Annotated in this window: 14 protein-coding genes; 7 read left to right on the top strand and 7 right to left on the bottom strand. The window is 64.6% G+C overall.

Translation table 11 applies throughout. The features are described from left to right. Positions 1 to 16: 16 nt before the first annotated feature. The 3 genes from mnmG to VWN43_RS14540 are packed head-to-tail and all read right to left on the bottom strand — an operon-like array spanning position 17 to position 3,478. A complete protein-coding gene (gene mnmG / locus VWN43_RS14550; RefSeq protein WP_320181244.1) occupies positions 17 to 1,867 on the bottom strand; it encodes a tRNA uridine-5-carboxymethylaminomethyl(34) synthesis enzyme MnmG in 1,851 nt (616 codons plus the stop codon). A gap of 60 nt (positions 1,868 to 1,927) precedes the next feature. After that, positions 1,928 to 3,199 carry a tRNA uridine-5-carboxymethylaminomethyl(34) synthesis GTPase MnmE gene (gene mnmE, locus VWN43_RS14545; RefSeq protein WP_320181245.1) on the bottom strand — a complete coding sequence of 424 codons (1,272 nt, stop codon included), beginning with the start codon at positions 3,197 to 3,199 and terminating at the stop codon, positions 1,928 to 1,930. 15 nt (positions 3,200 to 3,214) lie between these two features. Continuing rightward, complete coding sequence (locus tag VWN43_RS14540; RefSeq protein ID WP_320181246.1) at positions 3,215 to 3,478, bottom strand: DUF6489 family protein; 264 nt, start codon at positions 3,476 to 3,478, stop codon at positions 3,215 to 3,217. 96 nt (positions 3,479 to 3,574) lie between these two features. On the opposite strand from VWN43_RS14540, the gene VWN43_RS14535 reads away from it, so the two are divergent. Genes VWN43_RS14535 through VWN43_RS14525 form a run of 3 tightly spaced genes read left to right on the top strand, consistent with a single transcriptional unit; the run spans position 3,575 to position 6,287 of the window. Beyond that, entirely contained in the window at positions 3,575 to 4,273 is a 699-nt protein-coding gene (locus VWN43_RS14535) for a dienelactone hydrolase family protein (RefSeq protein ID WP_320181247.1), read from the top strand. Then, entirely contained in the window at positions 4,273 to 5,889 is a 1,617-nt protein-coding gene (locus VWN43_RS14530; RefSeq protein WP_420493522.1) for an FMN-binding glutamate synthase family protein, read from the top strand. The genes VWN43_RS14535 and VWN43_RS14530 overlap by 1 nt, the downstream gene beginning before the upstream one ends. Further along, positions 5,886 to 6,287 (top strand): nuclear transport factor 2 family protein, encoded by a 402-nt coding sequence (locus VWN43_RS14525; RefSeq protein ID WP_320181248.1) that lies wholly within the window; start codon positions 5,886 to 5,888, stop codon positions 6,285 to 6,287. Before VWN43_RS14530 ends, VWN43_RS14525 begins: the two co-directional genes overlap by 4 nt. Here the strand turns inward: VWN43_RS14525 and VWN43_RS14520 are convergent. The 4 genes from VWN43_RS14520 to hemE form a co-directional block, all read right to left on the bottom strand. Beyond that, complete coding sequence (locus VWN43_RS14520) at positions 6,282 to 6,803, bottom strand: AAA family ATPase (RefSeq protein WP_320181249.1); 522 nt, start codon at positions 6,801 to 6,803, stop codon at positions 6,282 to 6,284. The two genes, VWN43_RS14525 and VWN43_RS14520, sit on opposite strands and share 6 nt — an antisense overlap. Before the next feature lie 13 nt (positions 6,804 to 6,816). Further along, positions 6,817 to 8,082, bottom strand: coding sequence for a transcription termination factor Rho (gene rho, locus VWN43_RS14515; RefSeq protein ID WP_253520987.1), 1,266 nt, complete (start codon positions 8,080 to 8,082; stop codon positions 6,817 to 6,819). 181 nt (positions 8,083 to 8,263) lie between these two features. Further along, positions 8,264 to 8,707, bottom strand: coding sequence for a CopD family protein (locus VWN43_RS14510; RefSeq protein ID WP_253520990.1), 444 nt, complete (start codon positions 8,705 to 8,707; stop codon positions 8,264 to 8,266). Positions 8,708 to 8,740: 33 nt separating this feature from the next. Continuing rightward, complete coding sequence (hemE, locus tag VWN43_RS14505) at positions 8,741 to 9,766, bottom strand: uroporphyrinogen decarboxylase (RefSeq protein WP_320181250.1); 1,026 nt, start codon at positions 9,764 to 9,766, stop codon at positions 8,741 to 8,743. Positions 9,767 to 10,143: 377 nt separating this feature from the next. Here hemE and VWN43_RS14500 point away from each other — a divergent pair, with 377 nt between their 5' ends. The 4 genes from VWN43_RS14500 to coaE are packed head-to-tail and all read left to right on the top strand — an operon-like array spanning position 10,144 to position 12,993. After that, positions 10,144 to 10,929, top strand: coding sequence for a pyruvate, water dikinase regulatory protein (locus VWN43_RS14500; protein WP_253523060.1), 786 nt, complete (start codon positions 10,144 to 10,146; stop codon positions 10,927 to 10,929). Then, on the top strand, positions 10,926 to 11,531 hold the full coding sequence (locus VWN43_RS14495; protein ID WP_253520995.1) for a Maf family protein: 606 nt from the start codon (positions 10,926 to 10,928) through the stop codon (positions 11,529 to 11,531). Before VWN43_RS14500 ends, VWN43_RS14495 begins: the two co-directional genes overlap by 4 nt. Then, positions 11,528 to 12,382 (top strand): shikimate dehydrogenase, encoded by an 855-nt coding sequence (aroE, locus tag VWN43_RS14490; RefSeq protein WP_320181251.1) that lies wholly within the window; start codon positions 11,528 to 11,530, stop codon positions 12,380 to 12,382. The genes VWN43_RS14495 and aroE overlap by 4 nt, the downstream gene beginning before the upstream one ends. Further along, on the top strand, positions 12,379 to 12,993 hold the full coding sequence (coaE, locus tag VWN43_RS14485) for a dephospho-CoA kinase (protein WP_320181252.1): 615 nt from the start codon (positions 12,379 to 12,381) through the stop codon (positions 12,991 to 12,993). The genes aroE and coaE overlap by 4 nt, the downstream gene beginning before the upstream one ends. Positions 12,994 to 13,027: the final 34 nt, after the last annotated feature.

Genomic DNA, 13,027 nt, shown 5'->3' with positions numbered 1-13,027 from the left:
TCGCTCTCCGAGGAAATCATGCGGCGCGGTCCAGCTTGCGGGCATGCACCAGCAGCGCAGCCAGCGCCGCCGGGGTGATCCCGCGGATGCGACCCGCCGCTGCCAGCGATTCGGGGCGAGCAAGCAACAGTCGCTCGATCATCTCGTTGGAAAGGCCCGGGACATCGGCGAAGGGGAAGTCACGCGGCAGGTTCTGCGCCTCGCTACTGCGCAGATCGGCGAGCTCGGCGCGCTGGCGGGCAAGATAGGGGGCGTAAAACGCATCCTCGGCCATCTCCACCGCGAGCGGATCGGCGGGATCGACGCCCTCCATCCACGGCGCCAGCGTTTCGAGAGTGGCATGACCGCCTCCCAGCCATTCCGCGGCCGGGCGCGGACCCGCGTCACGTTTCACGTGAAACCCCGCGTCGGACAGGACCTTGGAATGGATCGGGGTCGCAAAGCGCTCGGCGTAACGGTTCCGCCGGTCCTCGCGCCGGGCATACCATTCCCGCCGCCCTTCCCCGACCAGGCCACAAGCAACACCCAGCGGCGTGAGCCTTGTGTCGGCGTTGCTTGCGCGCAGGCGCAGGCGGTATTCGGCCCGCGAGGTCAGCATGCGATACGGTTCGGTGATTCCCTGCAGCGTGAGATCGTCGAGCATGACCGCGATATAGGAATTCGCCCGGTCTAGCGGTGCGGGGGCAACGCCCAGCACTGTCGAGGCGGCATGCATTCCCGCCATCAGTCCCTGCGCTGCGGCCTCTTCGTACCCCGTCGTGCCGTTGATCTGCCCAGCGCAATACAGGCCCGGGATAGCACCCAGTTCCAGCCCCGAACTGAGCGCCCGCGGATCGATATGATCGTACTCCACTGCATAGCCGGGCACCGCCATCTCGACACGGCCCAAGCCATCCATCTCGCGCAGCATGGCGAGCTGGACATCGACCGGGAGCGAGGTGGAAATCCCGTTGGGATAGACCAGCTCGGTAGCCAGCCCCTCGGGTTCGAGGAAGACCTGATGCCCTTCGCGGTCGCCGAAGCGATGAATCTTGTCTTCGATCGACGGGCAATACCGCGGACCGGCGGCGCCGATTGCGCCGGAGAATAACGGCGACCGGTCGAGATTGGCGCGGATGATATCGTGCGCGCGCTCGTTGGTCCGCGTGATGGCGCAGAATATCTGCGGATTGCATCGCTCGCTAGTGAGCGAGCTCATCGTCCAGGCTTCGCGGTCGGAGGGTTGTTCCTCGAGCGCGGCCCAGTCGATGGTGCGCCCGTCGAGGCGCGGCGGGGTGCCGGTCTTGAGCCGCCCCATCGGCAAATCCGCCTCGCGCAATTGCGCCGCCAGCCGGTGCGCCGCCCCCTCGCCGATCCGGCCACCTTCGAAACGCTCTTCGCCCCGGTAGAGAATACCGCCGAGAAATGTCCCGGTGCACAGGACAACGGCCTTCGCACCAAGAGCAGTGCCGTCCGCCAGTTCCAGCCCCGCGACACGATTTCCGGCGAACCGGAGCGCGGCCACCTCGCCTGCAATCAGATCGAGCCGCGGCAGCGATTCTACAATCGACTGGACCGCATCATGGAACAGCTGGCGATCCGCCTGCACACGCGGGCCCCAGACGGCGCTCCCCTTCGAGCGGTTGAGCATTCGGTAGTGAATTGCAGCCGCGTCTGCAGCGCGGCCGATGACGCCATCGAGCGCGTCGACCTCACGCACCAGATGGCCCTTCCCCAGCCCACCGATCGCCGGATTGCAGCTCATCGCGCCGATTTTATCGAGGTCGAGGCTGACCAGGCTCGTGCGCGCGCCCATGCGGGCGGCCGCACAGGCCGCCTCGACACCGGCGTGACCGCCGCCGACTACAAGGACATCGAAGGTTTGCATTGGAGGCGCGCCTTAGCCTTCGCCCGGACTTGCGTCAAAGTGCATGTTTCACGTGAAACACTACTTGCCGATGCAAAAGCGGCCAAATAGCGCGTCGAGCATCTCTTCCGTTGAATCGCGACCCACCAGCCGATCGAGCGCGCGTCTCGCGCTCCGCAGGTTCTCCGCTATCACGAGCAGATCACCCGCGACGTCCACTGCTTCCAGATGCTCAGCCGCGGCGACGGCCCATTCCGTCTGCCGGCGGTTGAACCCGACCTGGTCGACAGGCGGAAGCGCCTCCTTGCCCAAGGCCACCAGATGTTCGAGCAACTCGCCAACTCCGGCACCGGTTACAGCCGATACTTTCAGGCCCTCGGCGCCGGGGCAGCTCTCGAGGTCGCTTTTCGAATTGACCTGGATCGACCCGGCGGGTGCCTGGCCGGGCTCACCTAGCCACAGCACGATCTGCCCTTGGTCCACCGCGCGGCGTGCGCGGGCGATGCCGATCTCCTCGATCATGCCCGTCCCTTCCTCGCGTATACCCGCCGTATCGACGAGGACGAATGGCACCCCGCCGATCGCAATTGGCCGTTCCAGCACATCGCGTGTCGTCCCCGCCTCAGCGGTCACGATAGCCGCATCGTCGGCCAGCAACGCATTGAAAAGTGATGATTTACCCGCATTCGGTGGTCCGGCGAGGACGACTCGAATGCCGTCGCGCAGGCGTTCAGCCGCGGGCTGCCCGGCGATCCGCCGCATCTCTACCGCGAGATCGCCAATTTTTCCTTCAAAGGATGCCGGCAAACCCGCCACATCTTCCTCGTCGGCGAAATCGATCACCGCTTCCACCGAGGCCGCGAGACCAAGTATCTGCTCGCGCCAGCTCTCGATCTGCCGGGATAGCGCGCCGCCCGCCGAAAGCAGCGCCCCCTTGCGTTGCAAGTCGGTTTCAGCTGCAAGCAGATCCGCAAGCCCCTCGGCCTCCGCGAGATCGATCCGGCCATTGCTGAAAGCCCGGCGAGTAAATTCACCCGCCTCCGCTTCGCGCAGGCCTTCCAGTCGCCCGAGAGCAGCCGCGATCGCGGCGACGACCGCGCGGCCCCCATGACAGTGAATTTCGGCCAGATCTTCGCCCGTGGCGGTAGCAGGCCCGGGAAACCACAGCACCAAGGCGACATCGAGCGGCTCGCCCGCGCAATCACGCAAGGTCCGCACGCGCGGCGAGCGCGCGGGGGGGAGATCGCCCGCCAGCGCGGCCAGCGCATCGCCCGCCTCGGGTCCGCTTATCCGGATGACACCGATCGCCGCCGGCGGTGCCCCGCTCGACAGGGCGAAAATCGTATCTTCCATCGCGCGCGGGCGCTCCTAGTCGTCGGCGGGCGTCTTGTCCGGCGAAGACGAGCGCGAGGCATTGGTGCCTTCCATGAAACTCTGGAACAGCTTGAAACCCGCCTGCCCCATCGGCGCAAGCTGCTTGGCGTATTCCTGCAGCTGTTCGTTGTTGTTCACGCCCTTCATCGCCTTGGACATCATGTCGACATAGACTGCATTCGCCTTGCCGACATCGGGAAGGCCCATGAAGGTCCGCGCCTCATCGGGCGTGCAATCGATTTCGATATGGACCTTCATCGCGCTTCCTCCGTTATGGCTTGCAAGACCCTATCTGGGTCCGCATCACGCGTCATGCAAGCATAAGACACCAATCGAAGCGAGGGAGCCCCGTCCATGAGCGAAACCGTCACCATCTCCGCCCTGTCCGGCAACGAAACGTTTACTGCCTATGTCGCGCGCCCGGCGAAGACGCCCAAGGCCGCCATTCTCGTGATCCAGGAGATCTTCGGCGTGAATGCGGGCATCCGCCGCAAATGCGACAAGCTGGCCGACGAAGGCTATCTCGCGGTCGCACCCGACCTGTTCTGGCGGCTCGAGCCCGGGGTCGAACTCGACCCCGACGTCGAGCCCGAGTTCCAGCGCGCGCTCGATCTTATGGGCAAGTTCAACCAGGACCAGGGCATCCGCGATATCGAGGCCACAATCCACCATATCCGCCGCGAGGAGGGTGTGCCCAAGGTCGGCTGCGTCGGATACTGCCTCGGCGGCCGCCTCGCCTTTATGACCGCCGCGCGCACCGATGTGGACGCCAGCGTCGGCTATTACGGCGTGGGGATCGACGGCCTGCTCGACGAGAAGCATGCCATCGCGCACCCGCTGATGCTGCATATCCCGACCGAAGACGGGTTCGTCGACAAGGATACACAAAAGGCCATGCATGCCGGGCTGGACAACCATCCGAAGGTCACGCTCCACAATTACGAGGGGCTCGACCACGGCTTCGCCACCGAATTCGGCAAGCGGCGATCGGAAGAGGCCGCGCAACTGGCCGATAGCCGCAGTGCGGAGTTCTTCGCCAAGCACCTCGGCTGATGCAGAACAAGGCGCATATCCGCAGTTCTTCCGAACTGTTCATGCGGTTCGGGCCCACGCTGGTGGTGGCGCTGCTGACCGCGCTGTTCGTCATGGTCGACTGGCTGCGCTGGGGGCTGGTATTCACCATCCCGCTGCTGCTGCTGGCGCTCTACGACTTCTTCCAGCGGCGGCATACGCTGTGGCGCAATTATCCGCTGCTCGCGCATGTCCGCTGGATCATGGAGGATTTGCGCCCCTATGCGCGTGCCTATCTGGTCGAGGGCGATCTGGAAGGCCGCCCCTTCAACCACCAGCAGCGCGCGCTGGTATATGCCAGGGCCAAGGGCCAGCTCGATTCGCATCCCTTCGGGACCGAGCTGGACGTCTATTCGGACGAGTATGAATGGCTCGCCCATTCCATGGCGCCCAATGCCCAGGCACCCTCCGAATGGCGCGTGGATGTCGGCAGCCGGCAATGCACCCGGCCCTATTCCGCGTCCCTGCTCAATATCTCGGCGATGAGCTTCGGCTCCTTGTCGGCCAATGCGATCATGGCGCTCAACAAGGGGGCCGCTGCGGGGAATTTCTACCACGATACCGGCGAAGGCGGCATCTCGCGCTATCACCGCTCGCATGGCGGCGACCTCGTCTGGGAAATCGGCAGCGGTTATTTCGGCTGCCGGACCGAGGACGGCGCGTTCGATCCCGACCGCTTTGCCGAAAGCGCCCGCGGCGAACAGGTCAAGATGGTCGAGATCAAGCTCAGCCAGGGCGCCAAGCCCGGCCATGGCGGGGTCCTGCCCGGCAGCAAGGTGACCGAAGAGATCGCCGCAGCGCGCGGGGTCCCGGTGGGGAGCGATTGCATCTCGCCCCCCGCGCATTCCACCTTCTCGACCCCGATCCAGATGCTCGAATGGGCCGCACAGCTGCGTGAACTGTCGGGCGGCAAGCCGGTGGGGGTCAAATTATGCGTCGGCAAGCCGCATGAGGTCTTCGCACTGATGAAGGCCATGCACGAGACGGGCATCACGCTCGATTACATCGTCGTCGACGGTGCCGAAGGGGGCACTGGGGCCGCTCCGGTCGAATTCTCCAACCGCGTCGGAATGCCGCTGCGCGAGGGGCTTATCCTCATGCGCAATGCGCTGGTCGGCAGCGGGCTGAAGCCTGAGGTCAAACTGGTTGCTGCGGGCATGGTGCATTCGGGTGCGGGAATGGCAATGAATTTCGGACTGGGCGCCGACTGGTGCAATGCCGGACGCGCCTTCATGTTCGCGCTGGGCTGCGTTCAGTCGATGAAATGCCATAACGACATGTGTCCGACCGGCGTGGCGACGCAGGACGCGACGCGGCAACGGGGTCTGGTACCGATGGAAAAGGCCGAACGTGTCGCGCGCTTCCAGCGCCACACGCTGCATTCCTTCCGTGAAATGATCGTTGCGATGGGGCTCGACAATCCGTGGCAGATTACGCCGGCGCATATCTCCGAGCGCCAGAACAGCGCCCAGTCGGACAGCCTCGACCACATCCATCGCTTCCTCGAGCCCGGCCAGTTGCTCGACTCCCCCGAAAGCACGCCCTATGCCAAGGCCTGGGCCGCCGCACGGGCGGATACATTTGCGGAGGCAGTATGACGGCGGAACAGGGTTTGAAACGCTGGCACGAGGTGGTCGAAAACGGCAATTCGCCCGAAGCGCTGGCGGCGATCATCCACGAAGACGCGGTGTTTCATTCGCCCGTCGTCCATACGCCGCAGCGCGGCCGCCCGATCGTGGTGGCCTATCTGTCCGCCGCAGGACAGACGCTCGGCAACGACAGCTTCGAATATGTCCGCGAACTGGTCGACGGCGAGAATGCGATGATTGAGTTCAAGACCGAGATGGACGGTATCGAGGTCAATGGCATCGATCTCATCCGCTTCGATCAAGACGGCATGATCGTCGACTTCAAAGTCATGGTGCGGCCGCTGAAGGCCGTGAACAAGGTCTGGGAGCAAATGGGCGCCATGCTGGAGCGCATGAAGGCGTCATAGGCGCGCGAGAATGAACGACGCGCGCTCCTCGGCGGGGACCAGGGGCAGGTCGATCAACGCATAGCCATGGTCGCGCCAGGCCCCGCACACGGCCCGGTCGCTGGCAATGGCTTCCTGCCAATCCTGGATTCGCTCATCATCGGGCGTGTAGATCGCGCGCCACGGCGGCGCGCGAAAGATCGGCCCGTCGAAACGATATTCCTCGCAGGCCCGCGCAATCGCGCCGGAGACGGGGAGTCCCTCGACCCGCAGGAAACCGGCAATATCGGGGAAGCCGCGGTCGAACACGACCGGTCCGTCGGCCTGCGTCTCGTCCCACGCCGCCAGTTGCGCCGAGAGCATTGCATCGGCGAAGGCGAGCGGATCCTCTTCGCGCAGCGCCATGCCGCCTGCGGATCTGAGGATCGTCCGCGCGACTTCCTCGACCGTAGTCACGCCGCGGCGGGAAAGCTCCGCCAGCAGGGTCGACTTGCCCGCCCCGGGAGCCCCTGTGATGGCAGCTCTCTGAACGGGCATCGCGCGCGAACCCTTACTGGTTCATCGTCGCGAAGAAGTCTTCGTTGGTCTTGGAATCCTTCATCTTGTCGAGCAGGAATTCCATCGCGTCAATCGTGCCCATCTGCATGAGGATACGGCGCAGGACCCACATCTTCGAGAGCTTGTCCTTCTCGACCAGCAGCTCTTCCTTGCGGGTACCGCTCTTGCCCACGTCGAGCGCGGGGAAGATACGCTTGTCGGCGACCTTGCGGTCGAGCACGATTTCGCTGTTGCCGGTGCCCTTGAACTCTTCGAAAATCACTTCGTCCATGCGGCTGCCGGTATCGATCAGCGCGGTGGCGATGATCGACAGCGAGCCGCCCTCCTCGATGTTACGGGCCGCGCCGAAGAAGCGCTTGGGACGCTGCAGCGCATTGGCATCGACACCGCCGGTCAGCACCTTGCCCGAGCTGGGCACCACGGTGTTGTAGGCGCGCCCGAGGCGGGTGATCGAATCGAGCAGGATCACGACGTCCCGCTTGTGCTCGACCAGGCGCTTGGCCTTCTCGATCACCATTTCGGCGACCTGCACATGGCGGTTGGCAGGCTCGTCGAAGGTCGAGGAGATAACCTCGCCCTTCACGCTGCGCTGCATGTCGGTGACTTCCTCGGGGCGCTCGTCGACGAGCAGGACCAGCAGGAAGACCTCGGGGTGGTTGTCGGTGATCGCCTTGGCGATATTCTGCAGCAGCACGGTCTTACCCGTGCGCGGCGGGGCGACGATCAGCGCGCGCTGGCCCTTGCCCTGCGGGCTGATGATGTCGATCACCCGTGCCGACTTGTCCTTGACCGTCGGGTCGAGCGTGTCGAGCGACAGCTTCTCGTCGGGATACAGCGGCGTGAGATTGTCGAAATTGGTCCGGTGGCGAACCGCGTCGGGATCGTCGAAATTGACCTTGTAGAGCGTCGTCAGCGCAAAATAGCGCTCGCCTTCGCGCGGTGCGCGGATCTCGCCCTCGACCGTGTCCCCGGTACGCAGGCCCCATTTGCGGACCTGGTTGGGCGAGACGTAGATATCATCGGGGCCGGCAAGATAGTTTGCCTCGGGGCTGCGCAGGAAGCCGAAACCGTCCTGCAGCACTTCGATGGTGCCGATCCCCATGATCTTTTCTTCGTATTCTTCGTCTTCGGCGAGCTCGCGCAAAATGCAGAACATCAGGTCCTGCCGCCGCATGGTCGAGGCACCCTCGACCCCCAGTTCTTCGGCCATCGCGACCAGGTCTGCCGGGGTTTTCTCTTTCAAATCCTTGAGATGCATAACTTTTACTCGGTAATCGGTTGGATGGCCGGCAGGTCGGTGGGTCCTTCGACGGGCGCAGGACTGGGCTTGGGGAAAGCAGACCCGGTCCCGTCTGTGCGCGGGACCTGTAGCCGGTAGGTGGGATGCAATTACGGCGGCGCTGCGGGGCCGTCAATCGGCAATGCGACGGGCCGATCGCTCAGAAGGGTTTGACGATCACCAGCACGACGATGATCGCCAGCGCGATCCCGGGAAATTCGCCCCAGATGCGCAGCTGCTTCTCGGTCATCGGACGTTCGCCCGCGACCATCTTTTTCGACCGCGCAACCATGATCCCGTGAAACGCGGTCAGCAGCAGGACGAACAGCAGCTTGGCATGGAACCAGCCCTGGTCCCATGCGCCGATGGTCATCGCCAACAACAGCCCGAGCACCCACACGACGATCAGGCTGGGGGTCAGGATGACCTTGCGCAGCAGACCCATCCGCTTCCCCCACAGACCCGCTTCCGCGGAGCCTTCGGTCGCCGGGTGCAGGTAGATCATCTGCCGCGGCAGCATGAACAGCCCCGCCATCCAGAACACCATAAAAATGATGTGCCCGGCCTTGAGCCACAGATAGGTCATCGCCAATACGTCCTGCATCGCCGGGTTATGTAGGCTGCGCGCACGCCTGCGTCACCCCTTGAAACCGCGCACGGTCGCGAGCAGCCGCTCGACATGCGCGATTGGCGTCCGGCGGTCGATCCCGTGACCGAGATTGAAGACATGCGGGCGGTCGGCAAAACACTCGAGGATGTAGCGTGCACGCTGTTCCAGCCGATCGCTTCCCGCCAGCAGCAGTAGGGGATCGAAATTTCCCTGGACCGGCATGTCGCGGGGCAGTTCGCGGGCGGCCCATGCGGGATCGACCGTCTCGTCCACGCCGACAGCCTGCACGCAAGTCTCGCGGGCATAGGCGGGCAGTTTCTCGCCTGCACCCTTGGGAAATCCGATGATCGGGGTCGCCGGATGGCGTTCGCGAAGGGCCGCGACGATCCGCGCATTGGGGGCGATCACCAGGCGCTCGAATTCATCGGGGGCCAGGCTTCCTGCCCAGCTGTCGAACAATTGGACCGCTTCGGCGCCCGCCTCGATCTGGCCGGAGAGATAGCTGATCGTCTCGCTGGTGATGGCTTCGAGAATGGCGTCGAGCTTGGCCGGATCGCGATAGGCCATCGCGCGCGCCTCGTGCTGATCGCGGCTGCCTTCGCCCGCCACCATGTAGGTTGCAACGGTCCATGGGCTCCCGGCAAAGCCAAGCATGGTCACGTCGTCGGACAACCGCTCGCGGCATAGCCGCACGGTCTGGTAGATCGGCTCGTAGCGTCCCTTGTCGGGGGTCAGCCCCGCCAGCGCGGCATCGACCAGCGGGGGTGACAGCTTCGGCCCCTCGCCTGCGAGAAACTCGAGATGCTGCCCCAGCGCATGCGGGACGATCAGGATATCGGAAAACAGGATCGCCCCGTCGAAGCCGAAGCGGTCGATCGGCTGCAAGGTGATCTCGCAGGCCGCTTCGCTGTCATAGGCCAGCGCGAGAAATCCGCCCTTTTCGGCGCGTAACGCCCGGTATTCGGGCAGATAGCGACCCGCCTGGCGCATGAGCCAGAGGGGCACGCGATCGGCACGTTTGCCGTTCAGCGTATCGAGCAGGAGACCGGGCATCTCTGAGTCCAATCTAATAAATAATAGTATTTATAAAGAGGTTGTAGGTGTCTGTTGGCCCTGTGGATTTCAGGGATAAGTGGCCCCTGCCCGATTTCTCCCGCGCTGCAAAGGGTCGAGGCCGGTTGCCGACTCGCCGCTGACTGTGAGTCGAGTCAAACTTATCCCTGCTATGCCCACCCCTGCGCAAAACTCGAATTTGGTGTGCGGGAATCGGCCCGTGAAGGACTCGTTTCGGGGAGGGTTTTTGCTCCCGAACTTGTCGCCAGCTTTCTCCCGTGGTTTATGCCCCCGTTCTCCACAGGCCGCAGGACCTCGCCATCGCCAACCGCGTCCATCTCCATCTGCTGTCCGATTCCACCGGCGAAACGCTCGAAATGCTCGCCAAGGCGGCGCTTGCGCAATTCGAGGATGCCGATGTCATAAGGCATTTCTGGCCGATGGTCCGCAGCCGCCAGCATCTCGAGCGGATCCTGCCCGAACTCAAGGACAATCCGGGCCTCGTCCTGTTCACGCTGGTCAATCCCGATACGCGCAACCGGCTGGAGGAGGCCTGCACCCAGCTGGGCCTGCCCGCGGTTCCGATTCTCGACCGGGTGACCGAAGCGCTCGAAAAAGCGCTGGGCCAGGAAGCGCATGGCCGGCCGGGGCGCCAGCACGCAATGGACCAGGCCTATTTCAACCGGGTCGAGGCGATTCAGTTCACCATCGCGCATGACGACGGGATCGGCTGGGAAGAATGGGAAGAGGCCGATATCCTGCTGGCGGGCGTATCCCGCAGCTCGAAAACCCCGACGAGCATCTATCTGGCCAATCGCGGCTACAAGGTCGCCAACATCCCGCTGGTGGTCGAAAGTCCGCCGCCGCCCAAGCTGTTCGAACTCAAGCACCCGATGATCGTCGGCCTGACCACCGCGCCCGAACGGCTGGTGCAGATCCGCCGCAACCGCCTGCTTACGCTCAATGAGGAACGCGAGACCGACTATGTCGATGGCGAGCGGGTCAAGGGCGAGGTCAAGTTCGCCCGGCGGATGTTCGCCGACAATGGCTGGGCGGTGATCGACGTGACGCGCCGCTCGATCGAGGAAACCGCCGCCGCGGTGATCCGGTTGTATAACGAGCGTTCGGCGAGTGGCAGTTCGCAGGGATCCAAACCGATATGAGTGACCTTGGTGGTAGCGGGATCGTGCTCGCCTCGAACAGCGCATCACGCAAGGCGATGCTGGAGGCGGCGGGGATTGCTTTCGAAGCCGAAGGTGCCGCGGTCGACGAACGCGCGCTCGAAGCCGAGATGGAGGGCGCCGAGCCTGCCGAGATCGCGCAGGCGCTGGCCGCGGCCAAGGCGGCAGCCCTATCCGCCGCGCGGCCCGATGCGCTGGTGCTGGGTTCGGATTCTCTGGTCGAGGTCGACGGCAGACGCTTCGACAAACCGGCCAACCGCGACAATGCGGCCGAACATTTGCGGTTCTTCTCGGGCAAAGCAATGACGCTGCACAGCGCAGCGGCGCTTGCGCGCGGGGGGCAGATCGTCTGGGTCGGCTCCGATTTTGCGCGGCTGCGCGTACGCGACCTCAGCGAGGACTTTATCGCCGCCTATCTCGATGCCGAATGGCCCGCCGTATCCTATTGCGTCGGCGTGTTCCGTATCGAGGGGCCCGGCGTGCAATTGTTCGAGAGCATTGCGGGCGACCAGTTCACCGTGCTTGGTATGCCTCTGCTGCAGGTCCTCGATGCGCTGCGCGGCGAAGGGGCGCTCGCTTCGTGACCAACTATGTCGAAGTCATCGGCGATCCGATCGCCCAGTCTAAATCGCCCGTCATCCACGGGCTGTGGATCGAGAAGCTCGGGCTCGATGCGGAATACCGTGCCACGCGTGTCGAAGCTGCGGGGCTGGAGGACTATCTCGCCGTGCGCCGCGAGGACGCCGCCTGGCGCGGATGCAATGTCACCATGCCGCACAAACAGGCCATCATGCCGATGCTCGACCGGCTCGAACCGCTGGCGAAGCGCGTCGGTGCGGTCAATACGGTCGTGAAGGCCCCCGACGGCCGGCTGGTCGGACGCAATACCGATGTCGCCGGGTTCCTCGAGCCGTTGGCGCAGCGGCTTGGCGAGCAGCACTATTTCCGCATGGCGCGCGTGCTGGGTACCGGCGGTGCCGCGCGCGCGATCGTGACCGGACTGGCGCGCGAAGGGTTTCGCATCGTGCTTGCCGGTCGCAATACCGACAAGGCGCGCGCACTGCTGGAGGAACTCGATCCCGACGGCGAACACCATGTCGCGCCGCTCGACCATTTCGCGCAAGCGACCGATTTCGCCTTCGATGATCGCGAGGGATGCTGCGACCTGGTCGTCAACGCCTCGCCGCTTGGCATGCGCGGCCAGCCCGCCCTCGCCTTCGACTGGAGCCATGCCCCACCGGGCTCGATCGCCTATGATATCGTTACCGATCCGGTCGCTACGCCATTTCTGGAAAATGCCCGCGCCGCCGGGTTCCAGACCATCGACGGGTTCGCCATGCTGATCGGCCAGGCTGCGGCGGCGTTCGAACATTTCTTCGGTGTGGCCCCGCCCCGTGAATACGATTCGACGCTGCACGAAAGGCTGGCGGCATGACCCGCCCGCTGATCGTCGGCCTCACCGGTTCCATCGGCATGGGCAAGTCGACTGTCGCCGCGATGTTCGAGGCGGCGGGTGTACCGGTATTCGATGCCGATGCCGAGGTGCGCGCGATGCAGGGCCCCGGCGGTGCGCTGGTGCCGGCAATCGAAGCTGCCTTTCCGGGGAGTACCGATGCAGGCGGCGTCTCGCGGGAGAAACTCGGTGCGCTGGTGTTCGGCAATCCGCAGGAATTGGCGCGGCTCGAAGCGATCGTCCATCCCGCGGTGGCGGCGCAGCGCGAGGCGTTCCTGATCGAACATGCCGGCGCGCCGCTGGTGGTGTTCGATATCCCGCTCTTGTTCGAGAAAGGCGGCGCCGAAGCGGTCGACCGCGTGGTGGTCGTCTCCGCCCCCGCCGAAGCCCAACGCCGCCGCGTGCTGGCCCGCCCCGGAACGACCGAAGAAAAGTTCGCGCATATTCTCGAACTGCAGACCCCCGATTCGGAAAAACGCGCGCGCGCGGACCACATCATCGACACCGGGACTTCGGTCGAAGAGACCGAAGACGAGGTCCTCGCGCTGATCGCGGAACTGCGCGGTGTCGTACCCGCGCGCCAATCGCTGTAACCCCCTTGTAATCTGGCCCCGCGGCGCCGATAGG

This window comes from Qipengyuania sp. HL-TH1 (genome assembly GCF_036365825.1).
Classification (GTDB): Bacteria; Pseudomonadota; Alphaproteobacteria; order Sphingomonadales; family Sphingomonadaceae; genus Qipengyuania; species Qipengyuania profunda.
The sequence above is the reverse complement of the archived record's forward strand: the minus strand, read 5'-3'. Positions and strand labels throughout refer to the sequence as shown.